Source organism: Streptomyces sp. MBT65 (genome assembly GCF_016612545.1).
Taxonomy (GTDB): domain Bacteria; phylum Actinomycetota; class Actinomycetes; order Streptomycetales; family Streptomycetaceae; genus Streptomyces.
The window spans coordinates 1-26,356 of sequence record NZ_JAENRY010000042.1; the positions used below are offsets into that span (position 1 = coordinate 1).

Sequence of the window (26,356 nt, forward strand, 5' to 3'; positions counted from 1 at the left end):
ATCAGTTTGAAGACGGGCCCTAGTAGGGCTGGAGAGTCCTGGCTGGGCCGGCTGATGGAACCAGGCGGCACGCGCCTCACGACACTCCGCACGGCGCGACCAGCCGACAGCCAGAAACCTATGCCGATCGTGAGGGTGGAACAGGCCCACCTGAGCGATGGCAGTCTCAGTCGCAGTGCTGCGGGGTCTCCCTGACATCATCCTCCGTATCGACCCGGCTACCACTCCCCCGCCCGACGAAGAAGCTCGACACCGCCGTGATCGTCGAGGTCAGCGCGAGCCGCACGGCCCAGGCTGCGAGGGAGTTGGCGCGGACGGCGGAGGTCAGGTCGGGGCCGTCGAGCAGAGCCCGGCTCAGGGTCAGAGCGCCGAGAGCGCTCAATGCGTAGACCCACCACGGGGGTTCGTTGGAGACGATGAGGACCGAGGCCGCCAAGGCTACGATCACGCTGAGCACGACGGTGAGCGAGACGATGTCCATGGCCTCAGCATTCCGTCGCGGGGGACGCCGGTCGTCGGCTTAACGGAGGAAAGGGGCCTCTGCCGAAAGGCAGAAGCGAGGGAGGAGAAGTCGCGACGAAAGCAGCGGTCTCGGGGTGGAACTCACCCTCCGCACCGTGGCAGGCTCGTGGCCGACATGGAGACCACACGAGACTGGGCGCTTCCCGGGTTGCTCGTCGCCGTACAGTTGGTGGAGCTGGGGCCCGGCGCCTCGTTCCTGGACACCCGGACACCGGGACCGCTGGGTGCCGCAGGGCTGCTCATCGCCGTCGTCGTGGAGACCGTCGCACTGAGCCGACGCAGGCATACGCCCGTGCGCACGTTGGTGTGGACGCTGGGGACGTCCGTGCTCGGCCAGGTGGCAGCCTACGACGCCTACGCCGACCTCGGTCTGCTGGTCGCCCTCTACTCCGTCGCGGTCCGCTGCCCCGCCTCCGTCACATCACGGGGTCTGGTCGCGGCCGTGGGTTCGTCCTGGGTGTTGGCGGGGGTACGGTTCGGCCTTCGCCCCGCTCTCGCCACTCAGCTGACAATCGCGGCGAGCACGTACGTGGTCTGCGTGGGGATCGGACTGGCACGGCGGCAGGGGCTGGCCCGAAGACTGACGGCGACCCGGCTCCTGGCCGCGGCAGAGGAGACGCGGCGTCAGGCGGCGCTGGACGAACGCGGCAGACTGGCACAAGAGTTGCACGACGTCAGCGCGCACCATCTCACCTCGGTCGTGGTAACCGTCGACGCAGCTAAGCGGCTTGGCCAGAGCAGACCGGAACTTGTCCGCCAGGCCATGGAGTTCACCGAGCGGACCGGACACGAAACTCTTACGGCGCTGCATCGACTCGTCACCGTGATGCGGGACGCGGGCCACCCCGACGCCCGGCCGTTGACCGGACGCGTCCAGGAACTCGTCGCCGGGTTCGGCCGGCTGGCCGGCCCCATCAGCCTCGACTTACCCGACGACCTCGCCGGGCCCGCCGCCGAGGCCGTGCACGCCATAGTCCGCGAGGCACTCACCAACACCCTGCGGTATGCGCCCGGCGCGACCGTGACCGTGCTCGTACGTCGGCTGGAGGGAACGCTCGAGCTGACCGTGGACAACACCGAGGCCACCGTGCGCGACGGCACGACCGCTCACGTGGGAATGGGCTCCGGCCGGGGGCTCGCGGGCATGCGAGAGCGCGCCGCGGCCGTGGGCGGGGAACTCACCGCCGGTCCCGCGCCTGACGGTGGATGGCGTGTTCGTGCCCGGCTGCCGGACGCCACAGGACCTCGGGGGACAGTCATGCGTCCACGGGGCCTTCCTCACGACGAGTGGCTGACGGATGGTGCCCTCCTCTTCGGCGCGGCCGCACTCCCCCTGGTCTTCCTACTGACAGGCTTGGAGGGATGGCGACACTACGAGGGCCAGGACACCCCTCGAGCCGTGGCGCTCGTGGCCGCGCTGCTCGCCCTGCACGCGCTGTCCCTGCTACGGCGGCGCCGTAGCCCCTGGACGTCACTCGCCGGTGTGGTGGCCGCATCGTGGCTGTGGCCGGTGGCCTGCCTCGTGGCCCCGCTCCTGGGAAGGGTGGCACCGTTCCTCGCAGGCGGACTGCTGGCCGAGACGGTGGCCGTATACAGCTTGGGCGCCTATGGCCGCAGCGCCTCGATCGGCTGGCCCGCGCCGTTCGTGGCCGCCGCCGCGAGCGGTGCCGTGCTTACCATGACGGCCGCCGCCGACGGCTCGCTGGCCGGGGAGACGCCCTCTGTGCTCACCGTCGCGGTGATCGCCTTATCCCTGACCGTGCTGCTGTGCCCGGTATACGCCTCGGCCTGGGGCTCTGGACTGTTCGTGCGGCGTCGAAGGCTGCGCGCCGTGGCCCGCGACGAATTCGCGCTCGGCTCCTCCCGCTGGGAAGCACACCTCGCCGCGGCGTCCGAACGGCACCGGCTGGCGGAGCGCCTGCATGACGCGGTGCTGCATCACACGACCTCACTGGTTCGACTCGCTCGCCAGGGAAGGCTGGACGAGGCAAGCGCCGAGGCGCGCGTGACGCTCGCCGCGATGCGGGAGTTGCTCCATGGGCTGGACACGACCGACAGGACCGACGAGACGAACTCCGTGGAGGAAGTCGGCCCGGATGACACCGGACCTCGGGCTACCGTGGCCGACCTGCACACCCTGTGCCGAACGGTCCGTCGCGAGGTGAGCGTGCACGGTGCCGCGGAGGTCGCTGCCGCGGGACTGCCGGAGGCGGTGAACGTGGCGGCCTACCGCCTGACGGAAGCGGCGCTCGGCGCCGGAGACCGGGGACGCGCCCGGGTCCGGCTGCGGCGCCGCAGGAGGGCACTGCTCCTCACGGTGACCGGCGTGCGCCTGGCCGTGCACGGCCCGGTCGCGGAGCGGCTCCGGGCACAGGCCGCCGCCGCGGAAGCCCGCATCAGTTTTGAACAGAGCGGTACGGTACGGGTGCTGCTGCCGTTGCCGACCCGTGCGCGCAGGACCCCGGCCTCGGCCCGAGAGGTCGCGGATAGTCCGGAGGTGTCCTCATCGCCACGCGCGTGATCGTCGTCGACGACCAGGCGGTGGTCCGCGCCGGGTTCGCCGCCATCATCGACGCCGAGCCCGACATGACCGTCGTCGGCGAGGCATGGGACGGTGCGAGCGCGGTCGAGCTTGCCGCCCGTGAGGCGCCCGAGCTGGTCCTGATGGATATCGGCATGCCGGGCATGGACGGCCTCACCGCGACCCGTTTCATCACGGCGCTGGAGTCCCCACCCCGCGTCCTGGTGCTCACCACCTTCGACCTCGACGCCCATGTGTACGAGGCTTTGCGAGCCGGCGCCTCCGGCTTCCTACTCAAGGACGCCCAGCCCGAGGAACTCCTGAACGCGCTGCGTGTGGTCGCCTCCGGCGAGGGCATCCTCGCCCCGGCCGTCACCCGCCGCCTGATCGACACCTACGCCCAGGGCGCGCCTCCACCTCCCGCGGTGACAGGTGCTCTGGCCGGCCTCACCCCGCGTGAAAGGGACGTGCTGTTCCGTATCGCCTCGGGCTTGGCCAACTCGGAGATCGCGGCGGCCCTGGGTGTCAGTACTGGAACCGTGAAGACCCATGTCAGCTCCCTGCTCGCCAAGTTGATGCTGCGCGACAGGGTCCAGGCGACCATTTTCGCGTATGAGACAGGCCTGATCCGGCCGGGCCGCGGACCCGGTCCCTGACGTGGACCTCAGAGGGCAGGAACATCCAGATGGCCATCGCATGCCGCCGACTGCCCATCACCCGTACGGCCCGTAGGGATCCGCCCCGATCACCACTACGGCAGCCCCCGCTCGCCGGCTGGGGCCGACGGTGTCTCCTGATGAAGAGGGCGCCGAGGTGGTGGTCCGGCGGCCGGAGCGCATGCCGTGGTCGAGTTGGAACCCGAAAAGGGCTCACCAGGCCAAGGCGGAGGAATGACACCGCAGTCCCGGACCCATGGCCATCCGCCTGCTCCTTCGCCGCCCCGCACGCCTCCGACGCGGCGGCGCTCTGCCTGACCGCCCACCCTGGCGTCCTCCCAGCCACCGCGGACGCGGCGCTGGTGAACGGAGCGACCAGCAACGTACTCACCGGCATCGGCACCGGTTCACCGGACAAGCTGCTCCAGCTCGTTCCGCAGCCGAAGCATTCACCGCCGACCGGCTCGGCAGGACCCCGGTGCGCAGGCATCGCCGGCCTCACCCGCGGCTGCCCACCGCCGGGGCTGCGGCGGTGCCATCACGCGCCGCTCCGCACGGCTGCGCCGCAGCCGGTCGGTGGCATCGACCGGACACGAGACCGGTGCGGTCGCGAGGAGAAGGCCGAACCGCTGGACGACGTTGCTCACCGTCACCGGCGAGGCCCCCAGAACAACGGCGCGGGCGGTCGCGCGGTGAATCTCCTGCGGTAGCAGCCCCGCTGCCACCGGGACCCGCTCGCCGCGGCCGGTACCTCGTGGTACCCCTGCGTCCAAGGCCGGATCCCGTCTCGCTGGACGAGGACTCCCACTGGGAGATCCTCCACCAGTGTCTGACCGACACAGCCCTGCCGCTCGACGTCCGCTGCTCCGGCGCTGTCCTTTTCCTCTTCGGACAGGAAGTCACCCGGATCGCCGCGCTGCCCACCGACGCCGTGACCGTCCGGAATCAGGAAACAGTCCTCCCCCTGGACCGCGTCCCCATCCGCCTGCCCGCCCCCCTGGCCCGGCTCCTGAGCGAGTTCGCCGACCAGCCACAGCCACCGGGCTGGGCAACGAACTACCCCAACCGCTGGCTCTTCCCCGCAGCCGAGCCGGGCCGTCACATCACCGGCAGCACACTGGCCCGCCGCCTCATCGACTAAGGAATCCCCAGCCGCCCCGCCCGCGCCACCGCCCTGGTCCAGCTCGCCCAGGACATGCCTCCCGCCGTCCTCGCAGCCCTGCTCGGCCTCCACCTCAACACCGTCACGCGATGGCGTTCCCGCGCGGTTACCGACTGGACCGCCTACCTGGAGGCCCGTACCTCCAGCCGGGCGGCTGCGGGCTGTGAACCCGGCTCTCGGGCGGTTCTCGGTCATGAACCCTCGGCCGGGAGAAGCTGATTGGCTGCCGTATTCTTCTGCCGCGGCGAACAGGTGGCGGTCCCTGGGCGAGACGTTCTGGGCCCTGGATCGGGCCATGGGCGGGCAGCGGCGTCCGACTCGGCTGCAGAAATGGGTGGCCCGGCATCCGATCGTCTCCGGTCTCTGCGTGGCCGGTCCCTTCACGCTCTTCCTTTTGATGGTGTCGCGCGAGGAGGAGCCCGACGATCCCCTGTTCGCTGTGATCTTCGGCCTGCTCATCGGACTTGTCTTCAGCCTCACGGCCGTCTCGGAGCGGCGCCGGCAGCGCAGGCTCAAGCGCCTGGGGATATGGGACGGATCCTGAGGACTTGGGCGGGGGCGATCTCGTCGAACAGGTCGTCACCGAGTCTCGGCTAACGTCGCGGCATGATCTCCGACGCATCGTTACCCGAGCATGAGCTCACAGCCGCCAGCTCTACCGTGGACTACCAGAACCGCTGGATGACCGTCCGCGAGGACAAAACGGTGCGCCACGACGGCGCAGAGGGCTTGTACGGCGTGGTGCACAAACCTGACTTTTCGTTGATCATTCCGCATGAAAACGGGGGCTTCCACCTCGTTGAGCAGTACCGGTATCCGGTGAAGGCCCGCTATTGGGAGTTCCCTCAGGGCACGTGGGAAGACAGACCGGACGCAGTCCCGTTGGACTTGGCACGCGGTGAACTTGCGGAGGAGACGGGCCTGGCCGCTCGGACGATGACGCCCCTGGGGCACCTCTTCGAAGCCTACGGATACTGTGACCAGGGGTTTCACGTCATTCTTGCCACGGATCTCACCCGTGGCGAACCTCACCTGGACGACGAAGAAGCCGGCTTGATCAGCCGCTGGTTTTCTGAGGCGGAAGTGTGGCAGCTGATCGCCGAAGGCCGATTCAAGGACGGTCCGTCAGTAGCGGCCCTGGCACTGTTCCAGCATTACCGCAAGGACAGCGGCTGAGACCCAGCGGCAGCAAACAGCGCTTCGATCGGCGTGCCGCCGGATTGCTGGGTGGGGACCTTAGAGCGTGCATCGGAAGGACGCGGGGACGCCCATGATCCGTCGTCTCGCGTGCTGGTGGCATCCTTGGTCGGTGTTCTCATCCGATCATGTGGGCGCCGTGTTCTTCGATGTCGACGGCACCCTCGTTCCAGGTACGAGTTCGTCGGTTTTCCTGGCCGGCTTCCTTGGCCATCGGGACGAGTTGGCCAAGGCCGAGGACGCCTATGCCTCCGGCGCCCTGGACAATCGGCAAGTTTCCGAGCTGGATGCTGCGGGTTGGGCGGGCATGCCCGAAGAACAAGTCGCCGGCTGGCTCGACGGGCTTCCCTTGGTCTCGGGCATCACGGAGACCGTGGCCTGGTGCCGGCGGAACCAATTGGTGCCCGTGCTGGCAACCCTCGCCTGGTCACCGGTCGGCAGCTACCTGACCGACCGATTCGGCTTCCACGCGTTCAGCGGACCTCGACTAGAGACCACGGACGGCCGGTTCACAGGCCGGGTCGCCCGCCACTTCGACGAGTACGACAAACGAGATTTCGCCCTCGCCCAGGCGCGAGAGTTGGGGTTGACTCTCCGCTCGTGCGGAGCCGTCGGGGACAGCCGCTCCGACCTGCCACTGTTCGCATCCGTCGGGCTGAGCGTGGCATTCAATGCCTCGGCAGGAGCGCGGGCGGCGGCGACCGCCGCCGTGGACGACAGCGACCTGCGAGGCGTGCTTCCCCTCTTGAGTCGCCTGGTCACAGCCACTCGTTGATGGCCGCTATCAGGAGAGCCGCCTCGTAGCGGACTGCAAGTTTGTCGTATCCCGTGGCCACCGCGCGGCGCCTTTTGAAGTGGATAACTTCGCACTCCACCACGTGCCGAGCCTAGTAGGGCTTGGTCAGGTGTGTTCGTGAGTGGCGTGTCCGTTGGTGTTTTGGGGTCGTTGGGGTGGTGTGACACCTGAGGAGATGGCCTTGGTCCGCGAGGACTTGGAGGCGTTCGCGGCTGAGTTGTTCGACGGGTTCTTCCGTGCGGATCAGCGGCGGTGGGGGCAGGCGTATAGGCGCGGGCTGTTGCTGGAGGGGCGGCGCAAGTCGGTGGAGCCGATGGCGGCCCACCTCGGTGAGGACGGCAACCGGCAGGCGCTGGCGCACTTCATCACCTCCAGCCCGTGGGATCCCTCGCATGTACGGGCCCGTCTGGCCTGGAGGATGCAGGACGTGATCGGGGCCGAGGCGCTGATCATTGATGACACCGGCTTTCTGAAGGACGGGGACGCCTCGGCGTGTGTGTCGCGGCAGTACACCGGGACCGCGGGCAAGGTCACCAAATGCCAGGTCGGGGTGTCGCTGCATCTGGCCCGGGATCATGCCTCGGCCGCGGTGAACTGGCGGCTGTTCGTGCCCGCGTCCTGGGATCCTGCCTCCCCGGAGGCAGACTCGGACAAGGTCGCCCGCCGGGGCCGCTGCGGCATTCCCGCCCAGGCGGGGCATGTGGAGAAGTGGCAGCTGGCCCTGGACATGATCGACGAGACCCGGTCGTGGGGCATCGACATCCCCTTGGTCGTCGCGGACGCCGGATACGGGGATGCCGGCGCCTTCCGCCACGGCCTGGAAGAACGCAAGCTGCCCTATGCGGTGGGCATTTCGTCTCGTCACACCGCTCATCCGGCCGGCTCCCGGCCCGTCCAGCCCGTCTACTCGGGCACCGGCCGACCACCGAAAGTGCAGTATCCCGAGCCTGCTCAGACCATGAAAAACCTTGTCATTGCGGCCGGGCGGGTGGCTGCGAGGCCGGTGTCCTGGCGGGAAGGCTCCCGGCCGGGCAAGAGCCGAAGCGGCTTCAACGCATGCACTCGCGGTTCGTCGCCCTGCGCGTGCGCCCAGCCGGACGCGGTGTCCGCCAGGCCACTGACGGGCCGGAGCTGCCCGAGCGGTGGCTAGTCCTCCAGGTCGAGCCTCGGCAGCCAGCCGCCACGGGAGCCGCGTTTCTTGCGGGTACGCGCTTGGTCGGCCTCGTCTGGAATGGGCAACTCGGCGCCCGCAGCCCGAATGTGTGGGCACTCTCCGCAGCGGACCGGAGAGTTCCTCGACCGGCTGGTGACAACAGGCGCCCTGACAATTTGGCACCACCATCAGGAGACCGCCGAGCCAGTCCGGAACTGCCCCAGCCCCTGCACACGGACCCGCCCTGTAGCAGGTCCCCAAAGGAGCCAGACGGCGTGGCGCTGACGTCCGTGCCGGACCCCGGATGCCACTCGAGAGGAACAACTGGTTCCGCCTGTCCGTAGTATCTCTACACCAAGGCATCCTGCGGCAGTCACAGTGGCTGCACCGCCGGTACAGCGCAGAGGGAGCCTGCCTCTGTTCAAGACCGCGCGCATGGATCACCGCCGCACACCGAGGAAAGGCCAGCTTCATGTCCGAGAGCACAACTGCCGCCACGGGACTGACATCCCAGTACACCGCCCAGGTGGCCGGAGACCTCGAGAGCAACCTCAAGGAACAGGACCGCATCGGCGCGGAAATTGCCGCCCTGCAACAACAGCTGACCGCCCTGCAGCACGACCACAGCGTGCTGGTCAACATCCAGCAGGCACTCGGCGTCACACACGAACCGGACGGCCCGCCGGCCACCGCCGAGAGCGCCACCGCACCGACTCTCCCGCAGAAGGCCGAGGCCGCACCCCCCAGCAGGCGAAGGACACGGAAGACCACAGCCCCGCGGGAAAGCACGACGGCCGGGAAGCCAGCCGCCGACAAGCCCACGTCCAAGACCGGTACCACCAAGGCCCAGCCCACCCTGGTGGAGCTCATCCGCCGCTACCTCGTCGAACAGAGCGAGCCCCGCTCCGCCGCGGAAATCTCCACCGCACTCAGCAAGGCCCACCCCGAACGCAGCATCAAGACCAAGGTCGTCCGCGTCACCACCGAGGGCCTGGTGGCCAAGAGCCAGGCCCAGCGCACCAAGCAGGGCGCCTCCGTCTTCTACACCGCCCCCGCCGCACCCGCGCCAGTAGTTGCGCCCACATCCGAGGAACAATCCGAGGTCACCGACCGCTGAAGCCGAGTTCCGAGAGCGCGGCACGTGGTCGGTGCCACGCTCGGATGTTTCGGCAGCAAGTGGTCCAGGCGCACCGGATGAGGCTGCGGGCGGTGATGCTCATGCCGGGAGACCGGAGAGACGGCGTCTGCCATCTACGGCGCAATGAACACTGGTAGGACCACCTCACAGCACGGCAGTCCTTCTGACAAGGCCCGTTTCTGTCCGCGTCACTCAGCGAGGCGAACCAACTCGTGCGTCTGGAGGCCGCCTCCGGTCTCGCCCTGCAGCACAAACGAGAACGGGGTGAGAATCCAACAGCCTTAATGCGACAGGACAGCCGCGGTGGGCGGCAGCACCTGCGTGACCGGCGAGAGGTCCGCGAACTGCTCCAGAAGCTGCCGGTACATGTCCTCCGGCAGCCGGGGACAGTGCACGTGTATCACCGTCCTCACCGCCTGTTCTGTCACATCGGCCGTCATGACGCGGGTCTACGTACTGTGCGTTATGCGGAGCCGTTCGGGTGCAGGAGCCGGGTGAGCCAGTCGGTGCGGGTTCGGCGGGCTGTGGCCGAGATGTCTGCCTGCGGGTACAGGGCGTCGAAGCCGTGGAAGCCGCCTGCCCAGACGTGGAGTTCGGCCTGGCCGCCGGCCGCCCAGATGCGGGTGGCGTAGTCGGTGTCCTCGTCGCGGAAGACTTCGGCGGAGCCGGTGTCGATGTAGGTGGTCGGCAGGCCCGAGAGGTCCTCGGCCCGGGCGGGCGAGACATACGCGGACACCTCGTCGGCGGTGAGGTTGCCGAGAACGGCTCGCCAGCCGAACTCGTTCATCTCGCCGGTCCAGACACCGGGCACGCCGGTGTACTGGCGGCTGGAGGTGGTGGTGTTGCGGTGGTCGAGCATGGGGCAGATCAGCATCTGGGCGGCGATGGCGGGGGTGCCGAGGTCGCGTGCCAGCAGGGTGAGGCCGGCAGCGAGGCCGCCGCCGGCGCTGATGCCTGCGACGATGATCCGGGTGGGGTCTATGCCCAGTTCCTGGGAGTGTTCGGCGGCCCAGAGCAGACCTTGGTAGCAGTCGTCGACGAGGGTGGTGCCGGTGGCTTCCGGTGCGAGCCGGTAGTCCACGGAGACCACGACCGCGCCGAACTCGTCGAGCCATTCCAGCGGGATGTCGATCTGCGAGAAGCGGTCTCCCATGACCATCCCGCCACCGTGGATCCAGTAGACGCAGGGGGCGGCCGTGGTGTGATCGGTGTTTGCGGGGCTGAAGACCGACAGGCGGACCTGGGCACCGTCCTTGGCCGGCACTCTGAGCTCGCGCCTGTCGACCTGCCGGTGTGCCAGGAGCGAGTCGACGGGCGCCGAGGGGAGCTGGCGCAGTTGCGCGAGAACTTCCGGGGTGAGCTGGGACATGAGGGGCATGCCGCTCAGCAGCTCGCGCAGTTCGGGGTCCAGAGCGGGACGTGTCGCGGTCATGGCGTGGGCCTTTCGTGGTGTGGTGCCGGACGGACGAAGACGGGAGCGTCTGGGCAGGTGGGCAGGTGCCGGATCGGCAGATCGGTCCAGGGCTCAGAAGGCGGCCTTGCCGAGGACCGGGACGTAGTCGGTGTACTGGGACTCCTTGGTCAGCAGCCCGGCGATCTGCGCCACGATGGCCTGGGCGGCCTCTCCGGCGAAGATCCGGTGGTGGTCCTCCTCGCTGGTCCAGCCCTCGGTGACATGGACGACGTCGGGGTCGGACGCGGAACGGGAGACGAGGTAGACGACGCAGTGCTCGCTCGCGCCGGGGCTGCCCTCGTCGAGGCCGGTCAGCAGCAGGTCGACCAGCCGGCTACCCATCCCAGGCTTGGCGGTCAGTGTGGCGTTGAATCCGTACGTGGCAAGCATGTGTTTTTCCTTCGCAGTGGCGGAGTGGACTGATTCCATTCAATGTCTCTGAGCTGCGAAAACGTTAGAACGATGCTTGCGAGTACTTGCACGATCCTCGCAATTTCGGGAGCAGGATGGCGGCGGGGTGCTGCAATGGACGCATGTCTCTGGAAGAGTTGCGAACCCTGCTGGACCGGCACGCCCGGCCCGACTGGACCACCGCCATCGACGGCGTTCTGATCTCGAAGGTCGACCGGCCGGATCCGCCGGCGCCCTCCATGTCCGGCACGGTGGTCGCCGTCATCGCCCAGGGCGCCAAACGCCTCGCGCTGGGCGAGAGGGTCTACGAGTACGGCCCCGGGCAGTACCTGGTCGCATCCGTCGACCTGCCTGTCACCGGGCAGTTCACCCAGGCCGACCCCGAACGGCCCGCCCTCGGTTTCGGCCTGACCCTGGAACCGTCCGCCGTCGCCGAAGTCCTGTTGCAGGCCGGTCCCGGCGACCTCCCCCGCACCGGTGGAGGCACGCCGTCAGGGATCGCCGTCAGCGACGCCCCGCCCGCCCTGCTCGACACGGTGGTCCGGCTGCTGCGCCTGCTCGATGAGCCCCGCGACCGGGCGGTACTGGCCCCGCTGGCCAAGCGCGAGATCCTGTGGCGGCTGATCACCGGCGAGCAGGGGGCAACGGTGCGCCAGCTCGGTCTGGCCGACAGCGGCCTCAGTCATGTCTCCCGGGCCGTGCGCTGGATCCGCGAGCACTACGCGCAGCCCTTCCGGGTCGAGGACGTGGCGCGAGTGTCCGGCATGAGCGTCTCAGCCTTCTACCGCAACTTCCAGGCGGTGACCGCGATGAGCCCCATCCAGTTCCAGAAACAGATCCGCCTCCAGGAGGCCCGGCTACTGCTGGCCACCCACCCCGGAGACGTCACAGGGGTCGGCCACCGCGTCGGCTACGACAACCCGTCGCAGTTCAGCCGCGAGTACCGCCGCCAGTTCGGTGAACCCCCGAGCCGGGACGCGGCCCGCCTGCGGAGCACCGCGCGCACTCCCGCGGGCATCCTGCCCTGAGCGGAACCGGAGCGCAGAAGAGGATCGTGCAAGTACGGGAGAGAATGATTCTACTATTCCTGCTGGTAGAAGCGATTTACTGGGATCAGTAGTTCTTCCGCCGAGTAGGAAAATGCCTGCTCGTCGCGGGTCCCATCGCATCGCGAGGATCACAGCATGAAGACAGTTCTGATCACTGGTGCCTCATCCGGATACGGGCGGGCGACTGCCCTCTACTTCCACGCGCAGGGGTGGAACGTCATCGCCTGGGCGGCACACTGCAGGCCGTCGCCGTCTGGGTCGTCCACTGGCACAAGATAGCTGGGAGCGGCAGGCCCCGGGAACTCGACGTGCCGTTCAAGACTGTTCGTAATGTCCACGACGAGCTGGCCGTAAGCGTAGGCCTGGTCTCGGGCCAGCTGACTGGTGGAGCGGAGGAGCGGAAGTGCGGGGCCGCACAGAGGGCGGCTACGTCCTCTGTGCGGATCGCGAAGAACCTCGGGTCGAGTGACAGACTCAGGGCCAGTTGCGACCACCTGGCGCTCCCCTGGTTGATCATATGAGGGTGGGCTTGTCCGCTCGTTGGTCTGGCTGTGGGGAACTGTCCCTCGTACCACCGCTGAGGATTCGGCATCCTGCGCACTTCGCTCGTCCTCTTCGCGAGCGTTCATCTGGTTGCCCCGGGCCTCGGCGACCCCTGGTCCAGCCGGGGCTACGCGCCGTACGGCCGACATCACGACGAGCGCGCGAAGTACCCCCTGACCGAGGCACTCCCACTGCTCGGATTCATGCTCCTCGGCGTCCTGTTCTGGGCGCTGGGCAGGCCGCCGCGTAGGGCGGAGACCGGCCCGCGTTGACCCGCTCCGGGTGCCTCCGCGACCGGCACCGGCTGTCAGTTCGGGTCCAGCCGGTGGGCGAGGCCGAGGGCGGTGGCGCCGGTGAGGTCTCCGACGTAGGGCCCGACGATCTCGATACGGCCGCCGGTGATCGACGAGGTCACGAAGGGGTTGCTCCAGAGCTTGCCGTCGATGACTATGGCGATTTCGTTGCGTGGGGCCGGGGCCGATGCGATGGAGCCGGTGAGGGCGGCGAAACGGGTCCGGTCGGCGGAGTCGAGGGTCACCTCGACCCGCCAGGTGCCGTCGGCACCGCTCTTGTCGGCCTTCGCAGAGGCGACCTGGACGTCGGTCATGCCTCTGGCCCGGTCGGCCTGGACGCAGAACTCCGGGTGGGTCGCGCTCGCGGGCACGGGGTAGCCGCCACTGCCCTGGGTGCAGGCGCGCTCGTTGGACGAGGTGACCGGCAGGAAGGAGATCAGGGCCGCCTTCCCGGTGTCCGTGGTGTCGCCCCCTGCGGCGGGCTGACCCACGTGGGCACGCAGGGGCGTGCCGTCCGCGACGGCCACCCAGGCGGTGGCGACCGCGACGGCGGCGACGATGCCGACACCCGCACGGGCCAGCCGCTGCCGCCGCAGGGCGAGTCGCAACGCGCCGTCGGCCAGGCCGACCAGATGGGCACCGGCCGCGTCACCGCCGTTCCCCCGGACCTGGGCGTGCAGGGCGTCGCGCAACGACGTTTCGCGCAGCGGGTGTTCGGTCGAGTCGTTCATGCGACGACGCCCCTTCCGGAGGCGGTGGAGGAGGCGGCCGACTGTCCCGCCTCGGCCAAGGCGGTACGGAGAGAAGCGAGGGCCTTGTGGGTCTGGCTGCGGACCGTCCCCTGAGCGACACCCAGAATCGCGGCGATCTCCGCGTCCGGCCGGTCCTCGAAGTAGCGCAGCACGACCACCGCACGCTGGCGCTTGGGCAGCCGCCGCAGCGCGGCCATGATGTCCTGCCGCTGGACCACGGTGTCGGCCCAGTCGACGGCCTGCACGGACGGCTGGTCCGGCAGGGTGTCGGTGACCGTCTCCCGTCCCCAGCTGAGCAGCCGGAAGCGGTCCACCTGCGCGTGGTAAAGCGCCCGGCGCACATAGATCTCCGGCTGCTCCCGGTCGCGCAGCTTCGACCAGCGCCGAGCGGTGGCGGCAAGCGCGGTCTGGAGCAGGTCCCGGCCCTGCTCCCAGTCCCCGGTAAGCAAGTAGGCCGTGTGCAGCAGCGCTCTCGACCGTGCCGCCACGAACTCGCGGAACTGGCGTTCCTCGTCGGCATTCAATGCGCCCTCCCTCGTTCCCCTGTAAAGACGGGCGCGGAAGGCGGTTCGACTGCCCCGCCGGCCAGACTTTCTCGCCCCCAAGCCTGCCGGGCTCCTCGCGGGGGGCGACGTGACGGCCACTTACGGTCAGAGCATGGACATGATCAGCGGCGTCGTCAGCATCGAGTACTCGCGCTTCTCCATCGGCGAGCGTGTCGAGCCGGCTTCGACAACGCCACGCAGGCACCGGAGTTCTGTACCGACCGCCCAGTCAACTGGCGGCGAGCGTGCCGCCGGCCGGCACGGGCCGGGGCGGACCTACGGAGCTTTCCTCAGGCCTCGCCCGGCACACGGCTTCGTCATCCGGTGGCGAACTCCCCCAGCGTGTCCGGGGAACCGTTGAACCTGTCGTGATCGCCGACCGTCGCCCCCGACGAGGTGTACTGCCACATCGTGTACGCCGACCAGCCCGCCGGGAGCGTTCCCGGCGACGTGGCGTACCGGGCGACCCACAGGGGATTGGTGGAACCGAAGCCTCGGTAGCCGCCCGTGCAGAGGGTCCACCAACTGGTGGACGTGTAGATGACCGCGTCGCGGCCGGTGCGGGCCCGGTAGCGGCCGAGGAAGTCACCGATCCAGGTGACCATGCCGACGGCGGACTTGCCGTAACAGGAGTCCCCGTAGGGGTTCCACTCGATGTCGAGGGCGCCGGGAAGCGTGCGGCCGTCAGCGGACCAGGCACCGCCGTGGTCGACGAAGTAGTCCGCCTGGGCGGTGCCGCTGCCGGAATCCGGCGTGGCGAAGTGGTAGGCCCCGCGGACCATACCCATGTCGTAGGCGGCCTGGTACTGCCCGCCGAAGTAGGGGTTCCGGTAGGAGGTGCCTTCGGTGGCCTTCGTGTAGGCCCATCGGGTGCCGCTGCTCCACAACGTGGACCAGGCCACGTCACGCTGGTGGCTGGAGACGTCGACGCCCTCGGTCTGCCCGGCTCGTGTGGCCGGGGGGACCGCATCGGGCGTACCGGTGATTCCGTCGTGGGCCATCACGCCGATGCCCATGTACGCGCTGCCGCGCACGGGTGCGGGTTCCGACGCTGCGGTCGCGGCGGTCGTCGCGGGCACTCCGGCCCCGGTCAGGAGGACGCCGGACAGGACCACGGCCAGACACAGGCGCGGACGGCCGTACCGGGATGATATGGATCTTCGCATGGCATCCATCTGATCCTCGGTCGCGCCGAGCCGCACGTCATGTACCGCCAATGACGCCGCCCTGGGCCCCGCAGCGGCCGGCCGGGGCCGACGGTGGACCGTGGCACCGGATGTCTGTGTGGACGTGCGGGCCGTTGACCACCGGGCGCGAAGAGTGAACCGCCGCTCCGTCGCACCTCTGTGCGCCCTTCGCCGGGTGCCTGTCGCGCAGGACGATGCTCAAGCGACCACGAGCGGCGAGCGCGGATACGCGTGTGCCGGAGATCGGCCGTGGGCCGGCGTGCGGGCTGGTCGTAGGCGACACGAGCGAGGAGCGGAAATTGGCTGTGGTGACGTTCATGCGCTGGGCCGGAGTCACCCCCGAGCAGTACAACATCGTCCGGGACACCGTGGGTTGGGAGGAGACCGCCCCTGCCGGCAGTCAGGTCCACGTGGCATGGTTCGACCCACGGGGACTCAACGTGACCGACGTCTGGGACTCGGAACAGGCCTTCCAGACATTCTTCAGCGAACGGCTGGCTCCTGCGGTCGAGAAGGCGGGCATCACCGGCGAGCCGGAGAGCGAGTTCTGCCCACTGCACAGGCGATTCGTCTCCCCCGGGGTCATCGGTGCCGCGTGAACCGGTCATCAGCCGCGGGGCGGCCGCTCTGACAGGGGCCTGACGCATTGATGCGGACATCGGGCGAAGTGCCCACTTCTCTCGATGTCCGCGAACCCACGCGGCCCCGCGTTGCACATGGCCTCGCGTCCAGTATCGGCTCGGCCACAGCCGGGGCACCCCGGCGGCCCCCACTCCTCTCCCCCTGCCGAACTCCATTTCAGAACCACCCACTTCAGGGATCTCGCCACGAATGTCCGTCGGCCGCAGGTAGGAGCTGTGGACGTATTACCTCCAGTGGGAGCACCCAGGCCGAGGCCGCCGTACAGCAGGCCGTCGAACGCTTCGGCCTCCGGGTGCGCGAGGACATCAACACGGAACAGGTCCAGAGCTTTGGCTTCGTAGGTGACGGTTGGGCTCTGGCAGCGATCACGGGGAGCCGTCACGGTCGGTGAAGGGGCTGTTCGATTCTGGACTGCACGCCGGGGTGCACCTCAGCCCGAATCGCCATATATGAAGCTCCATCAGGTTTGATGAGTGCGGGCTGTTTCGTACCGTCCGGGTCGATGCCCAGGACATGGACCACGACGAGATCTCCTGGCAGGACGTGCTGTTCGAGGGCGTCGAGGTGCTGATCACCGCCGCAGCGCACGGGGTGAGCGGATTGATGGTGCGGCTGGCCGGCCGGAGTCGTGAAGGCGTATGTCCGTCCTGCGGCGAGGCGTCGGCGCGGGTGCACGACCGCTATGAGCGACAGCTGCAGGATCTTCCGCTGGCCGGGCACGCCGTACGGATCCTGCTGTCCGTGCGACGCTTCGCGTGCGTCGATCCGGCTTGCTCACAGCGCACATTCGCTGAGCAGATATCGGGGCTGACCAGCCCGTACGCGCGGTGCACTGACCGGCTCGGCGAGCTGCTGGACCGGGTCGCACTCGCGTTAGCGGGCCGCGCCGGGTCCCGGATGGCTCCTGCTCTGGGGGTGACCGCGGGGCGGATGGGGCTGCTGAACCGCGTCCGGGCGATGCCTGACCCGCTCTACCGCACCCCGCGGGTCCTCGGTGTCGATGATTTCGCCACCCACCGCGGTATCCGGTACGCGACGGTGCCGTACCGTCCACCGCTGCATCGAAACCAGGGTGCCCCTCTGGCACACCGCGATAGACGGTTGTCCCGCCACCGCAATTGTGAACGAGGATCGCCGTGCCGCCCGCCAGCACATAGTAGGTATGCAGTTCCTCGACGGTGAGGTTGTACATGTCGCGGTCGCCGGGTCGCGGGGTGACGACGGTGACGTGGACGTGGCGGTCGTCGACGCTGTTGAGTGCGTGGCCTGCGAGGAGTTGGCCGGCGGGGACCCAGGTGTGGAGGGTGTCGTCCCAGAAGGGGTGCTTGCCTCGACCTTGTCACCGGTCTTGATGTCGCCGATGGGCTTGGTCTTGCCGTCGGCCATCAGGACCGGGGTGGTGGGGGTGAAACTGCACGAAATGGCTTTGCCTGCGCCGACTACGGCGGCCTGCCAGACTGCTCCGGTCGCACCGTTGCCCTCTACAGTCGGGCCGCCGCCAGCAGACCCAGCTCCGCCCTGCGCTATGCCCGGATCAGGTCCCCAGGAACCGTGGCGGCGAGCCTGGAGCGAACTCCAGCGGGCGGGCCATCGGGTCTCGGTCGCGGCGTGCGTCAGTTCGTCGGCTGCGGAGCAGTTCCGATCCCGGATGTTCTATCGGTGCATCTGCGAGCTGCTCCCCCGTTACAGCCGAGGCAAGGGGCTTGCGGGCGTCTGCGCGACTCACCAATATTTCCTACCCTTCTTTCACCGGGATGACCACTCCGCATTCCATCCGAAGATCAGAAGCAAATGCTTCCCCGCCATACCGAGGAACGACTAGATTCCACCAAGCAAATCCCGATAAATCTCTGACGGGAAGAGCCACCGTAGCAACCGACTTGAATACCTCATCTACCCGGCCAACCGCTTCACGGAATACAGAAAACCCTTCCATCCCCCTTAGCTCTTCATCATCAAGCACGAGCTGAAAATTCCTTCGAATCCACAAATCGCCTTGATATTCAGCAAGATTGTCATCATATCCTGCTACGCAACCATCAACGAATTGTTTCCACTCGCACAGATCCACCTCCGACACAACGGGCCCCTTATGTTTGACGGTTCGACCAATCTCCTGGTATCGCTTATAGAATTCCAAGCCTTTCACACTACCTCCACCCGGCTCATTTTTCTTCAACCATCACGAACCAGACTCGGGTACGGAATTTGCATCCCGCACCCGGGTTCCATATTTCACTAGGGGAAACTCTGGACCTGCTCCCCGAAATGCGACTCCAAGTCGCCTACCGGACGGAAGAAGGTGCTTACACTTCCTCCACTATTGAGGATTCCAAAATTCCCCGTCACCGGGTCTTTCCGGAATAGCGTTCCAGCTGACGAAAGGCGATCATCCGGATGTCCGGACCTATAGGGGCCACGCAAGAGATCACCAGCCGCCTGCTTATATTCTGCAAACCCATTGGCCCCGCCGAATTCCGGGTTGGTCGGGCCCACGGTCTTGCTATAGTTTCCCTCTTTGTTCCGCGCAACACCAAACGCGTGTTTCAGATTCCACGACCTCCGCCACTCGGCGGCCACCCTCCTCCTGGAGCAAGGGGTGGAACTCGTCGTCATCAAGGAGCTGTTGGGTCACGCCCACATCGGCGTCACGGCCACCGTGTACGCCCACGTCCGACTCCGCCTCCAACGCGACGCCATCCACCTCCTCGGTAATGCCCTCCGCAACCCCATCGAGACCACCGACGTGCCCGACGACGGCGACGAACCACCGCTCTGCGCGGTTCCAGTCCGCTGACGTTGCCGTCAACTACTGCCGTCAGACACCCCAGAGGCCCGGCCGAAACAATCCGGTGGGGCCTCTGCGATTTCACCTGACGACTCCTACTCGATCAGCGCCGTCAAAATCCAGACCTCGTACTCCTCAGTTGTCACTCCGCACGAAACGCGACCATCGAGGGACATTGCAACAAACTCCGGCTCTCCATCCACAGAACCGAGTTGCTGAGCCAACCTCATCGAGCTGGTGCGCTGGACGCGAGCCCAAGGAGCATTCGCAGCACCTGCACCGGCCACACTGATGAGAAAGTCACCTTGGTCTCCGAAAATTCCAATCTCCTCGGAAAGTCTCACCCATTGATCCTGCACTTCGGAGAAATGCAAATTTTCCGCTAGGGCGTGAATCCGGACATCAGGCGTAGCCCCACCTCTAATAATTGGACGCCACGCTTTCATAGGCTCTGGGGCTTCCCCGGCCCATGCACTGTCCAGAACAGTAAGACCCGCCGCTTCCAGCAACGATCTACGCGCCTCGAGATCCAAGATACTCACCCGGCCGATTCGTGGTACATGTGATGCGAGCCTCCCACTGGGGAGTAACGCTCAAACTCTGAGTTCATATCCCAGCCGTGACTGATGAGTCGCGTTTCGCAAGCACAAGCGCTCGAGAACCGCAGGCGCGCGGTCGCCGCGGCCTCCCAGCTCTTCCGGGAGCGCGGCGTGAACGCCATCAGCGTCGCCGATCTGATGAAGTCCATCGGGCTGACCACGGGCGGCTTCTACAAGTAGTTCCCCTCCCAGGAGGCCCTGGTGGCCGAGGCGACTGAAGCCGCTTTCGGGGACCTTGCCCTACTCCTGGCGGAGTTCGACACGACCCACGGCGATCACGACACCGCGCGCGCCGCCCTCGTCGACTTCTACCTGTCGACCGAGCACCGCGACCAACGCGGCACAGGTTGCCGCATCGCCGGATTCGCAGGGGACATGGCCCGCGAACCCACAGCCGGTGAGGTGCGCGAAACGTACGCGGCCGGAGTCCGGGAATTCGCCGCGTGGATGTCCGCCGACGCCGACGACGGCCTTCCCATGGTGGCCGCCCTGGTCGGTGCCATCCTGCTCGCACGCGCCACCGCGGGAACAGAGCTGTCGGAGAAGATCCTGGCGTCGACCCACACAGCCCTGACCGCACCACACGGGCCTCGACCCGGAATCCCGGGTACAGGGGCTGCGCGACGGGGACCCGACGCCACGTAGGTAGGCAATCTCCGGAATCCCAGCAGAACGCGGTGGCGGTAGCCCTCCGGCCGCCCACCCCTCCAACCATGCCGGAATGGACAGCAACGGCCGGATGACCTGCCATTTAGCCTCCGTAATGTCGCAGGCGTGACACCGCAAGCACTCCGGCCCGTCCGCCATGTTGCCGAACCGGTGCGCGAGGCGGTCACACGACAGGGACAGTCGATGGCAGCCGAGTCTCGACGTGGACGCGGCGCTATGTACGCGGGCCTAGAGCAACGCTGGACGGCTTGCCGAGCTGCCGGGCGCGGCGATGTACCGCTGAGTCGGCGCCGAAGGCGACGTCGTCGTCATGCGTGCTCATGGGGTACTCCCGTTCCCGAGTGTTCGACGGTTGGCTCGTGGAGTGAGTGGTCATGCGGCGCGGTAGTGGGGCGCCAGGGTGGCGTGGATCTGCTTGCGGATGTCGGCGAGGACGGCTTCGTCGCTGTGGTGCAGGTACACGGTGGCGGTGGTGCTGAGGTGGATGATCGCGGTGATCACCCGCGCCAGCGTTGCCGCGTCGGCGGCGCCGATGTGCTCGTCGCGGGTGAGTAGGCCGGTGACGCCGCCCTCGAGGCGGCCGGCAAGGGCCAGGCCCGCTTGCCGGTAGGGCTCGGCCGGGTCGCCGAAGACGAGCTCGTGCATGTATGTGCGGCCGTTCTCGATGTGCTCCCTCACGCATTCCACTACGGGACGGACGAGAGCGACGACTGGCTCCAGAACGCCCTGCCCAACCGCGGCGTTCGCGGCGGCGAGGCCGTCGTCGATAGCGACGGCGAACTTCTCGTTCTGCACCATGATCAGCAACTCGGCCTTCGTGGACGCGTAAAGGTAGAGGGTGCCGATCGCGACATCGGCCCGGCGGGCGACCTGCTGCGTTGTGACCCTGCCGACGCCGTGTTCGGCGAACAGCTCGCGGGCTGCGGTCATGATGCGCTCGCGCTTGGCCTGTTTGGCCAGCTCGCGGCGCCCGATCGGCATGTGACCGCTTCCCATGGGGACCTCCCTTGACATTATTTCCGAGTGGACTCATAGTTGAGTGTACTCAGATTGGTCGAGTGGGCGAGGTTCCGGATGCCGCACCGAGTTTGCCGATCCAATCCCAAACACGGATAAATAGGACGAAGACTAGGAGTGGCGCCCCATGAGAGCGTTCGTCGTCACCAAGTACAAGGAGCCGCTGCAGGAGGCGGAAGTCCCCGAGCCCACCGTCGGTGAGCACGACGTGCTGGTGCGGGTGGAGGCAGCCGGGCTGAACCCGCTGGATGAGAAGATCCGCGCCGGTGAGTTCAAGCAGATCCTGCCCTACAAGCTGCCGCTGATCCTGGGCAACGACGTCGCGGGCACCGTCATTGGCGTCGGGGCGGCGGTTCGCGGATTCAAGCCCGGAGACGAGGTCTACGCCCGGCCCGCCCAGGACCGTATCGGCACGTTCGCCGAGCGCATCGCCGTCGCGGAGGGCGACGTGGCGCTCAAGCCCGCCTCGATCAGCATGGATGAGGCCGGCTCACTGCCGTTGGTGGCGCTCACGGCGTGGCAGGCGCTGGTGGAGCGCGGGAAGGTGCGGCCCGGGCAAAAGGTTCTCATCCACGCCGGCGCTGGCGGGGTCGGTTCGATCGCGATCCAGCTCGCCGCGCACCTCGGTGCGAGCGTCGCCACGACCGCCGGCGGTTCCAACGCGCACTTCGTGCGCGCGCTCGGCGCGGACACGGTGATCGATTACCGCACCCAGGACTTCGAGCAGCTCCTGACCGGCTACGACCTGGTGTTGGACGGCATCGGTGGTAAGAATCTCGAGAAGTCCCTGCGGGTGCTCAAGCCCGGCGGCAAGGCCATCGGGATCGCCGGTCCCCCGGACCCCGCGTTCGCCCGCGAGGCTGGCCTGAACCCGCTGCTGCGCCTGGCGGTCGCAGGCCTGAGCCGCAAGATCCGCAAGCAGGCGAAGAAGCTCGGCGTGACGTACGAGTTCCTGCTCATGCGCGCCAGCGGCGATCAGCTCCGCCAGATGACCACCCTCATCGATCAGGGCGTGGTGCGCCCGGTCGTGGGCAAGGTGGTCCGCTTCGACCAGACCCCGCAGGCGCTGCAGTCCCTGTCCCAGGGCGGCATCCGCGGCAAGGCCGTCATCGGCAACAGCTGACCCGCCCCAACCGCGACGGGCGACACGAAACACACAGCGACACAGAACACGCAAGGAGAATACGTCATGAGCAGCACCGACACCCCGAACGAAGCCGTCATCACCTCCTACGCGAAGGCTCCGGCCCGCACCGTCAGTACCGGCGGCGTCACCTATGCCTACCGCGAGCTGGGACCGAAGGGCGGCATTCCCGTCGTCTTCTTCGTCCACCTCGCCGCGACCCTGGACAACTGGGACCCCCGCATCGTCGATCCCATCGCGAAGGGCCGTCACGTCATCACCTTCGACAACCGCGGTGTCGGGGCGTCCAGCGGCCAGGTGCCGGACAGTGTCGAGGCGATGGCCGACGACGCCTACACCTTCATCAAGGCGCTCGGGCACGAAAAGATCGACGTCTTCTCCTTCTCCCTCGGCGGCATGGTCGCCCAGGCCCTGGTGGTCAAGCACCCCGAGCTCGTCCGCAAGCTCGTCCTCACCGGCACCGGGCCCAAGGGCGGCAAGGACATGGACAAGGTCGCCAGAACCACCTACTGGGACATCCTGCGCGCCACCTTGACCCGCTCGGACCCCAAGGAGTTCCTGTTCTTCAACCGCAACGCCACCGGCAAGCCCGCCGCACGCGCGTTCGTCAACCGGCTCAAGGAGCGCACCGTCGACCGCGACGCGGACATCAAGACCAAGGCGTTCCAGACACAGCTGAAGGCCATCAAGAAGTGGGGGCGCTCCGCCCCCGACAACCTGTCGTCGATCACGCAGCCCACCCTGATCGCCAACGGCGACAACGACCGCATGGTGCCGTCGGTCCTGTCGGAGGACCTGCACCAGCGCATCAAGGGCAGTGAGCTGATCATCTACCCCGACTCCGGGCACGGCGGCATCTTCCAGTACCACGACCGGTTCGCCCCCGTGGCGGTCGAGTTCCTCACCCCGTGACAACCGCCTGACCAGGAAGGGATGGGCACCATCATGAGCACGTCACCGGCCGCCGCGCCCCTGGCAGTGAAGAAGCCTCTCACCTCCTCGATCCTGCTGTGGGTGCGGACCGACCAGCCCCGCCAGAGGGGCATGGCCCACTGGAAGGGCCCGCACTCAGGGATCATCTCCGCCACCCCGGGCCTGGAGGAGTACCGGCAGATCCACCTCGCCGAGCACAACCCGGGCCGGTGGCCGGACACCGACGGGGTCCAGACCGCGATCCCCGCGGACCGGAAGATCGACGGCGTCGCGGAAGTCACCTTCCAATCGGCGCTCGCACCCCTGAAAGGGCGCAAGCAGACGAAGCTGGCCTACGCCGACGAGATCAACGTGTTCCGCCGCACCCTGCTCTACGCCGGCCCGCCGAACTCGTCCCGCTGGTACGACGTCGCAGGCCCCGGACAGCCGGTCGGTGCCCGCGCTCTGATCTACCTGCGCCGCAGGGACGAGGTCGGCGCCGGTGTCTTCCGGAAGTTCGTCAACGAGCAGCTCGCTCCCGCGCTCGCCGGCACCGGAGTGCTGCAGGAACTGCGCACGCAGACGTTCCTGCCCTGGAGTGAAAAGCTCTGGGACACCCCGAACGTCGCCCACGACAACCCCCACGACCAGCGCTTCCACGCCTCCCTCAGCCTCGGGTTCACCGGCATTGCGGCACGGGACGCCTTCTTCACCGGCAACGCGATCGAGGACCTGTCCGACCGGCTGGCCCCGCAGGTCTCCGCGATCCACGCCTACGACGTCACCGCCGCCCTCACCTACGTCAAGAACGGCGAGATCCTCCCGCACTACGAGGAGTGAGCGGCGCGGGCTCTGCTCGGCAATGCATCCGCGCCACGCTTCCCGGCCCTCCTCGCGCCCCGTCGCCGTCCGACACCCATCACCCATCCCTGTCCATATCCGGAGCCAGCCATGAGCGAGCCCAGCACCGTCCACTACGAGCGCACCTCACCGCAGATCGCGAAGATCACCTTCGCCAACCCGCCCGTCAACCTCATCGTCGGCGAGACCGTCCGGCGCCTCATCAAGATCGTCACCGAACTGGCCACCGACCCGGACATCCAGGTCGTGCTGTTCGACAGCGCCACCCCCGACTTCTTCTACAACCACTTCGACCTGGCCGCCGCTGCCGACTTCCCCGCCCCCGAGGACCCGGACGCGGTGCCGGCATGGACGAATCTGGTCCTGGAACTCTCCAGGGCGCCGTACATCACCATCGCGATCATCCGGGGACGCACCCGCGGCGGCGGGAACGAACTCGCCCTCGCCCTCGATCTGCGCTACGCCAGTCGTGAGAAGGCGATCTTCGGACAGCCCGAGGTCGGCAGCGGACTGCTGCCCGGCGGTGGCGGCACCGAACGCCTCCCTCGCGCCATCGGACGCGACCGCGCCCTGGAAGTCATCCTCACCAGCGACGACTACGACGCCGACACCGCCGAGCGTTGGGGCTGGGTCACCCGCGCCCTCCCCGACAGCGAACTCGACGCCTTCGTCACCACCGTCGCCGCCCGGCTCGCCTCCTTCGACCACACCTCACTCGCCTCGGCCAAGGCCCAGATCAACCGGGCATCCCTCCCCCCGGACGCGCACCTGATCGCCGCGTACGGCGAGTTCACCCATTCCCTTACCCTCCCCGGGTTCCTCACCCGCGCCGCCGGCACGCAGGCCGCCGCCGAACAGGCCGGCATCGACTTCGAATACCGTCTCGGGCACCACATCGGCGTCGCCAATCAGCAACGCTGACACCCATCAGAAAGCGAGGACGGATGCAGCCGATGCCGCGTCCGTCCTCTTTCACCGCAGGGCCCACGTGATTTCCGACGTCTTCGGCGCCGTGGTCGACCGGCGCACCAGCATCACGGGCGAATTCGAACGCGTCGGCGCCCGCTCCGGGCCACGGGCCGATTGGTCAGGACTCACCACCCAGTGGCGCAGCCTGTACCCGCCGACACTACTGCGGGTGGCGTTCGGGGCAGTGCCCTGGCGGTCGCTGGACGAACTACACCGGTTGATGCGCGGACGAGTGCGCGCCGAGCGTGGGCCGACCGAGCTTCACCGACATCGACCGGGCCGAAATCGCGCTGCCTGGCACCGTCTGAGCCGGTGGCCGGACAGCAGCGATGGTCTGTCACCACGGTGGCGCACTGCTGCTGATCGGGCTGCTGCCAGGATCGACCGCCGATGTCATCCACGGCTCGACGGCCGCGACGGTGCACCCCTTCTCGACACCGGCCGGCCAACCGTTCGAACGCGCAGGTCCCGACGTGAAGAGATCACGTCGGGACCGAAGAACAAGCTCAGGCGTTCGTGCTGTGCAGGTCCGGGTAAAGCGCCTCGACCGGGCCGCTCAGAGCCGCCTTGACCCCCTGGGTCAACTCGTCGGCCAGGACCTCGTACTCGCCGGCCTCGACCGCGTCGTAGACCGTCGTCACCAGGTGCGTCGGCAGCATCTTGGGTCCGTCGGCGTGCGCAGCCATGTCGGTGTCGACGTAGCCCATGTGCACACCCGTCACATGGACGCCCTTGGGTGCGAACTCGATGCGCAGCGAGTTGGTGGCCGACCACAGTGCGGCCTTGGACGCACTGTAGGCGCCGCCGAAGGCGTACCAGCTGGCAACGGAGTGCACGTCGATGAGGATCGAGCCCTGCTTGGCGGCGAGGACCGGTGCGAAGGCGCGGGCGAGGAAGACCGGTCCGAAGAAGTTCGTCTCCATGTTCGCCCGGATGTCCGCCTCGGTGACGTCCAGCAGGCTCGCACTCGGCGGGGTGGCGCCCGCGTTGTTGACGAGGACGGTGACGTCCGCAGCGGCGGTGGCGGCCGCGTCGATCGACGCGCGGTCGGTGACGTCGAGGGTCAGGGGGACGATGCGTTCGTCGTCCCATGCGCGGGGGGAACGGGCGGTGGCGTAGACCTTGGCGGCGCCGCGAGCCAGGGCCTCGTGGACTAAGTGCGTACCGATACCGCCATTGGCGCCGGTGACGAGGACGACTGCTCCATCGAGAGAGGGCATTAGTTCCTTCTTTCCAAGGGGATGTGAGGTGCGCGGCTGTGCACGGACGGACCGATGACTCCTCTCCCTGCCATGGGAGAATGAGCAGAGCCACATTCGAGCCCACACAGCAATGACTGTGATCATAACTGACTACAGTCAGAATCTATTCCTGGAG

28 protein-coding genes and 5 pseudogenes are annotated in these 26,356 nt (G+C 67.8%); 21 read left to right on the plus strand and 12 right to left on the minus strand.

The window, feature by feature from the left end; translation table 11 throughout:
* Positions 1-166: 166 nt before the first annotated feature.
* Entirely contained in the window at positions 167-481 is a 315-nt protein-coding gene (locus JHN63_RS12325) for a hypothetical protein (protein ID WP_200679644.1), read from the minus strand.
* Between the two features lie 156 nt (positions 482-637).
* Between JHN63_RS12325 and JHN63_RS12330 the strand changes: the two genes are divergently transcribed.
* The 10 genes and pseudogenes from JHN63_RS12330 (at position 638) to JHN63_RS12365 (ending at position 9,124) form a co-directional block, all read left to right on the plus strand.
* Positions 638-3,043: a histidine kinase gene (locus tag JHN63_RS12330; RefSeq protein ID WP_200679645.1), complete on the plus strand. Its 2,406-nt coding sequence runs from the start codon at positions 638-640 to the stop codon at positions 3,041-3,043.
* Positions 3,028-3,699: a response regulator transcription factor gene (locus JHN63_RS12335; protein ID WP_200679700.1), complete on the plus strand. Its 672-nt coding sequence runs from the start codon at positions 3,028-3,030 to the stop codon at positions 3,697-3,699. The genes JHN63_RS12330 and JHN63_RS12335 overlap by 16 nt, the downstream gene beginning before the upstream one ends.
* Positions 3,700-3,971: 272 nt before the next feature.
* Positions 3,972-4,136: pseudogene (locus JHN63_RS52595) on the plus strand (S8 family serine peptidase); the annotation flags it as partial.
* A 317-nt stretch (positions 4,137-4,453) separates the two neighbouring features.
* Positions 4,454-4,840 (plus strand): hypothetical protein, encoded by a 387-nt coding sequence (locus JHN63_RS12340; RefSeq protein ID WP_200679646.1) that lies wholly within the window; start codon positions 4,454-4,456, stop codon positions 4,838-4,840.
* A gap of 3 nt (positions 4,841-4,843) precedes the next feature.
* Positions 4,844-5,080 carry a helix-turn-helix domain-containing protein gene (locus tag JHN63_RS54635; protein ID WP_374222914.1) on the plus strand — a complete coding sequence of 79 codons (237 nt, stop codon included), beginning with the start codon at positions 4,844-4,846 and terminating at the stop codon, positions 5,078-5,080.
* 76 nt (positions 5,081-5,156) lie between these two features.
* The gene (locus JHN63_RS12345) at positions 5,157-5,405 is read left to right on the plus strand and encodes a hypothetical protein (protein ID WP_200679647.1); all 249 of its coding nucleotides are present in this window, start codon (positions 5,157-5,159) and stop codon (positions 5,403-5,405) included.
* 62 nt (positions 5,406-5,467) lie between these two features.
* The gene (locus JHN63_RS12350; protein ID WP_200679648.1) at positions 5,468-6,037 is read left to right on the plus strand and encodes an NUDIX hydrolase; all 570 of its coding nucleotides are present in this window, start codon (positions 5,468-5,470) and stop codon (positions 6,035-6,037) included.
* 160 nt (positions 6,038-6,197) lie between these two features.
* Complete coding sequence (locus tag JHN63_RS12355) at positions 6,198-6,833, plus strand: haloacid dehalogenase-like hydrolase (protein WP_307781879.1); 636 nt, start codon at positions 6,198-6,200, stop codon at positions 6,831-6,833.
* 196 nt (positions 6,834-7,029) lie between these two features.
* Positions 7,030-8,030: pseudogene (locus tag JHN63_RS12360) on the plus strand (IS701 family transposase); the annotation flags it as partial.
* 449 nt (positions 8,031-8,479) lie between these two features.
* Positions 8,480-9,124 carry a hypothetical protein gene (locus tag JHN63_RS12365; protein ID WP_200679650.1) on the plus strand — a complete coding sequence of 215 codons (645 nt, stop codon included), beginning with the start codon at positions 8,480-8,482 and terminating at the stop codon, positions 9,122-9,124.
* Positions 9,125-9,426: 302 nt separating this feature from the next.
* Here JHN63_RS12365 and JHN63_RS12370 read toward each other — a convergent pair whose 3' ends face one another.
* The 3 genes from JHN63_RS12370 to JHN63_RS12380 all read right to left on the minus strand — a co-directional run bounded on the left by JHN63_RS12370 (position 9,427) and on the right by JHN63_RS12380 (position 10,988).
* Positions 9,427-9,585, minus strand: a complete 159-nt coding sequence (locus tag JHN63_RS12370; RefSeq protein WP_200679651.1) for a hypothetical protein — start codon at positions 9,583-9,585, stop codon at positions 9,427-9,429.
* Between the two features lie 23 nt (positions 9,586-9,608).
* Complete coding sequence (locus JHN63_RS12375) at positions 9,609-10,577, minus strand: alpha/beta hydrolase (RefSeq protein ID WP_200679652.1); 969 nt, start codon at positions 10,575-10,577, stop codon at positions 9,609-9,611.
* Between the two features lie 93 nt (positions 10,578-10,670).
* Positions 10,671-10,988: a putative quinol monooxygenase gene (locus tag JHN63_RS12380; RefSeq protein ID WP_200679653.1), complete on the minus strand. Its 318-nt coding sequence runs from the start codon at positions 10,986-10,988 to the stop codon at positions 10,671-10,673.
* Positions 10,989-11,131: 143 nt separating this feature from the next.
* Between JHN63_RS12380 and JHN63_RS12385 the strand changes: the two genes are divergently transcribed.
* Entirely contained in the window at positions 11,132-12,037 is a 906-nt protein-coding gene (locus JHN63_RS12385; RefSeq protein WP_200679654.1) for an AraC family transcriptional regulator, read from the plus strand.
* Positions 12,038-12,193: 156 nt separating this feature from the next.
* Positions 12,194-12,283: pseudogene (locus JHN63_RS54245) on the plus strand (short-chain dehydrogenase/reductase); the annotation flags it as partial.
* A 625-nt stretch (positions 12,284-12,908) separates the two neighbouring features.
* On the opposite strand, the gene JHN63_RS12390 reads toward JHN63_RS54245, so the two are convergent.
* The 3 genes from JHN63_RS12390 to JHN63_RS12400 all read right to left on the minus strand — a co-directional run bounded on the left by JHN63_RS12390 (position 12,909) and on the right by JHN63_RS12400 (position 15,357).
* Positions 12,909-13,625, minus strand: coding sequence for a hypothetical protein (locus tag JHN63_RS12390; protein WP_200679655.1), 717 nt, complete (start codon positions 13,623-13,625; stop codon positions 12,909-12,911).
* On the minus strand, positions 13,622-14,170 hold the full coding sequence (locus JHN63_RS12395) for a SigE family RNA polymerase sigma factor (RefSeq protein WP_200679656.1): 549 nt from the start codon (positions 14,168-14,170) through the stop codon (positions 13,622-13,624). Before JHN63_RS12395 ends, JHN63_RS12390 begins: the two co-directional genes overlap by 4 nt.
* A 338-nt stretch (positions 14,171-14,508) precedes the next feature.
* Positions 14,509-15,357 carry a lysozyme gene (locus tag JHN63_RS12400; protein ID WP_374222913.1) on the minus strand — a complete coding sequence of 283 codons (849 nt, stop codon included), beginning with the start codon at positions 15,355-15,357 and terminating at the stop codon, positions 14,509-14,511.
* A 326-nt stretch (positions 15,358-15,683) separates the two neighbouring features.
* Here JHN63_RS12400 and JHN63_RS12405 point away from each other — a divergent pair, with 326 nt between their 5' ends.
* Entirely contained in the window at positions 15,684-15,977 is a 294-nt protein-coding gene (locus JHN63_RS12405; RefSeq protein WP_200679703.1) for a hypothetical protein, read from the plus strand.
* Between the two features lie 646 nt (positions 15,978-16,623).
* Positions 16,624-17,202, plus strand: a complete 579-nt coding sequence (locus JHN63_RS12410; RefSeq protein ID WP_234476499.1) for a transposase family protein — start codon at positions 16,624-16,626, stop codon at positions 17,200-17,202.
* On the opposite strand, the pseudogene JHN63_RS52600 reads toward JHN63_RS12410, so the two are convergent.
* Positions 17,165-17,287, minus strand: a pseudogene (locus tag JHN63_RS52600) (type IV secretion protein Rhs); the annotation flags it as partial. The gene JHN63_RS12410 and the pseudogene JHN63_RS52600 overlap by 38 nt on opposite strands.
* Positions 17,288-17,755: 468 nt before the next feature.
* Positions 17,756-18,100 (minus strand): hypothetical protein, encoded by a 345-nt coding sequence (locus tag JHN63_RS12420; protein WP_200679659.1) that lies wholly within the window; start codon positions 18,098-18,100, stop codon positions 17,756-17,758.
* A gap of 468 nt (positions 18,101-18,568) precedes the next feature.
* Between JHN63_RS12420 and JHN63_RS12425 the strand changes: the two are divergent.
* Positions 18,569-18,817 (plus strand): annotated as a pseudogene (locus tag JHN63_RS12425) (tyrosine-type recombinase/integrase); the annotation flags it as partial.
* A gap of 86 nt (positions 18,818-18,903) precedes the next feature.
* Here JHN63_RS12425 and JHN63_RS12430 read toward each other — a convergent pair.
* Positions 18,904-19,341, minus strand: coding sequence for a hypothetical protein (locus JHN63_RS12430; protein ID WP_200679661.1), 438 nt, complete (start codon positions 19,339-19,341; stop codon positions 18,904-18,906).
* A 93-nt stretch (positions 19,342-19,434) separates the two neighbouring features.
* On the opposite strand from JHN63_RS12430, the gene JHN63_RS54250 reads away from it, so the two are divergent.
* Together JHN63_RS54250 and JHN63_RS12435 are read left to right on the plus strand one after the other, a co-directional pair.
* Positions 19,435-19,587, plus strand: a complete 153-nt coding sequence (locus JHN63_RS54250) for a TetR family transcriptional regulator (RefSeq protein ID WP_307781875.1) — start codon at positions 19,435-19,437, stop codon at positions 19,585-19,587.
* Between the two features lie 21 nt (positions 19,588-19,608).
* Positions 19,609-20,052 (plus strand): TetR/AcrR family transcriptional regulator, encoded by a 444-nt coding sequence (locus JHN63_RS12435; RefSeq protein ID WP_307781876.1) that lies wholly within the window; start codon positions 19,609-19,611, stop codon positions 20,050-20,052.
* Positions 20,053-20,448: 396 nt separating this feature from the next.
* On the opposite strand, the gene JHN63_RS12440 is transcribed toward JHN63_RS12435, so the two are convergent.
* On the minus strand, positions 20,449-21,072 hold the full coding sequence (locus tag JHN63_RS12440) for a TetR/AcrR family transcriptional regulator (protein WP_200679663.1): 624 nt from the start codon (positions 21,070-21,072) through the stop codon (positions 20,449-20,451).
* Positions 21,073-21,220: 148 nt separating this feature from the next.
* On the opposite strand from JHN63_RS12440, the gene JHN63_RS12445 reads away from it, so the two are divergent.
* The 4 genes from JHN63_RS12445 (at position 21,221) to JHN63_RS12460 (ending at position 24,931) form a co-directional block, all read left to right on the plus strand.
* Positions 21,221-22,216 (plus strand): NADP-dependent oxidoreductase, encoded by a 996-nt coding sequence (locus tag JHN63_RS12445; protein ID WP_200679664.1) that lies wholly within the window; start codon positions 21,221-21,223, stop codon positions 22,214-22,216.
* Between the two features lie 66 nt (positions 22,217-22,282).
* The gene (locus JHN63_RS12450) at positions 22,283-23,149 is read left to right on the plus strand and encodes an alpha/beta fold hydrolase (RefSeq protein ID WP_200679665.1); all 867 of its coding nucleotides are present in this window, start codon (positions 22,283-22,285) and stop codon (positions 23,147-23,149) included.
* 33 nt (positions 23,150-23,182) lie between these two features.
* Positions 23,183-23,989, plus strand: coding sequence for a strictosidine synthase (locus JHN63_RS12455; protein WP_200679666.1), 807 nt, complete (start codon positions 23,183-23,185; stop codon positions 23,987-23,989).
* Between the two features lie 111 nt (positions 23,990-24,100).
* Positions 24,101-24,931, plus strand: coding sequence for an enoyl-CoA hydratase/isomerase family protein (locus tag JHN63_RS12460; RefSeq protein ID WP_200679667.1), 831 nt, complete (start codon positions 24,101-24,103; stop codon positions 24,929-24,931).
* 554 nt (positions 24,932-25,485) lie between these two features.
* On the opposite strand, the gene JHN63_RS12465 is transcribed toward JHN63_RS12460, so the two are convergent.
* The gene (locus tag JHN63_RS12465; protein WP_200679668.1) at positions 25,486-26,199 is read right to left on the minus strand and encodes an SDR family oxidoreductase; all 714 of its coding nucleotides are present in this window, start codon (positions 26,197-26,199) and stop codon (positions 25,486-25,488) included.
* Positions 26,200-26,356: the final 157 nt, after the last annotated feature.

What these genes read in the sequence shown, in the direction of transcription:
- JHN63_RS12460 (WP_200679667.1), top strand. Translation starts at nt 24,101, where the DNA reads ATGAGCGAGCCCAGCACCGTCCACTACGAGCGCACCTCACCGCAGATC.
- JHN63_RS12455 (WP_200679666.1), top strand. Translation starts at nt 23,183, where the DNA reads ATGAGCACGTCACCGGCCGCCGCGCCCCTGGCAGTGAAGAAGCCTCTC.
- JHN63_RS12440 (WP_200679663.1), bottom strand. Translation starts at nt 21,072, where the DNA reads ATGGGAAGCGGTCACATGCCGATCGGGCGCCGCGAGCTGGCCAAACAG.
- JHN63_RS12325 (WP_200679644.1), bottom strand. Translation starts at nt 481, where the DNA reads ATGGACATCGTCTCGCTCACCGTCGTGCTCAGCGTGATCGTAGCCTTG.
- JHN63_RS12385 (WP_200679654.1), top strand. Translation starts at nt 11,132, where the DNA reads ATGTCTCTGGAAGAGTTGCGAACCCTGCTGGACCGGCACGCCCGGCCC.
- JHN63_RS12400 (WP_374222913.1), bottom strand. Translation starts at nt 15,357, where the DNA reads ATGCGAAGATCCATATCATCCCGGTACGGCCGTCCGCGCCTGTGTCTG.
- JHN63_RS12375 (WP_200679652.1), bottom strand. Translation starts at nt 10,577, where the DNA reads ATGACCGCGACACGTCCCGCTCTGGACCCCGAACTGCGCGAGCTGCTG.
- JHN63_RS54250 (WP_307781875.1), top strand. Translation starts at nt 19,435, where the DNA reads ATGAGTCGCGTTTCGCAAGCACAAGCGCTCGAGAACCGCAGGCGCGCG.
- JHN63_RS12380 (WP_200679653.1), bottom strand. Translation starts at nt 10,988, where the DNA reads ATGCTTGCCACGTACGGATTCAACGCCACACTGACCGCCAAGCCTGGG.
- JHN63_RS12450 (WP_200679665.1), top strand. Translation starts at nt 22,283, where the DNA reads ATGAGCAGCACCGACACCCCGAACGAAGCCGTCATCACCTCCTACGCG.
- JHN63_RS12345 (WP_200679647.1), top strand. Translation starts at nt 5,157, where the DNA reads ATGGGCGGGCAGCGGCGTCCGACTCGGCTGCAGAAATGGGTGGCCCGG.
- JHN63_RS12390 (WP_200679655.1), bottom strand. Translation starts at nt 13,625, where the DNA reads ATGAACGACTCGACCGAACACCCGCTGCGCGAAACGTCGTTGCGCGAC.
- JHN63_RS12410 (WP_234476499.1), top strand. Translation starts at nt 16,624, where the DNA reads ATGGTGCGGCTGGCCGGCCGGAGTCGTGAAGGCGTATGTCCGTCCTGC.
- JHN63_RS12350 (WP_200679648.1), top strand. Translation starts at nt 5,468, where the DNA reads ATGATCTCCGACGCATCGTTACCCGAGCATGAGCTCACAGCCGCCAGC.
- JHN63_RS12465 (WP_200679668.1), bottom strand. Translation starts at nt 26,199, where the DNA reads ATGCCCTCTCTCGATGGAGCAGTCGTCCTCGTCACCGGCGCCAATGGC.
- JHN63_RS12365 (WP_200679650.1), top strand. Translation starts at nt 8,480, where the DNA reads ATGTCCGAGAGCACAACTGCCGCCACGGGACTGACATCCCAGTACACC.
- JHN63_RS12445 (WP_200679664.1), top strand. Translation starts at nt 21,221, where the DNA reads ATGAGAGCGTTCGTCGTCACCAAGTACAAGGAGCCGCTGCAGGAGGCG.
- JHN63_RS12370 (WP_200679651.1), bottom strand. Translation starts at nt 9,585, where the DNA reads ATGACGGCCGATGTGACAGAACAGGCGGTGAGGACGGTGATACACGTG.
- JHN63_RS12330 (WP_200679645.1), top strand. Translation starts at nt 638, where the DNA reads ATGGAGACCACACGAGACTGGGCGCTTCCCGGGTTGCTCGTCGCCGTA.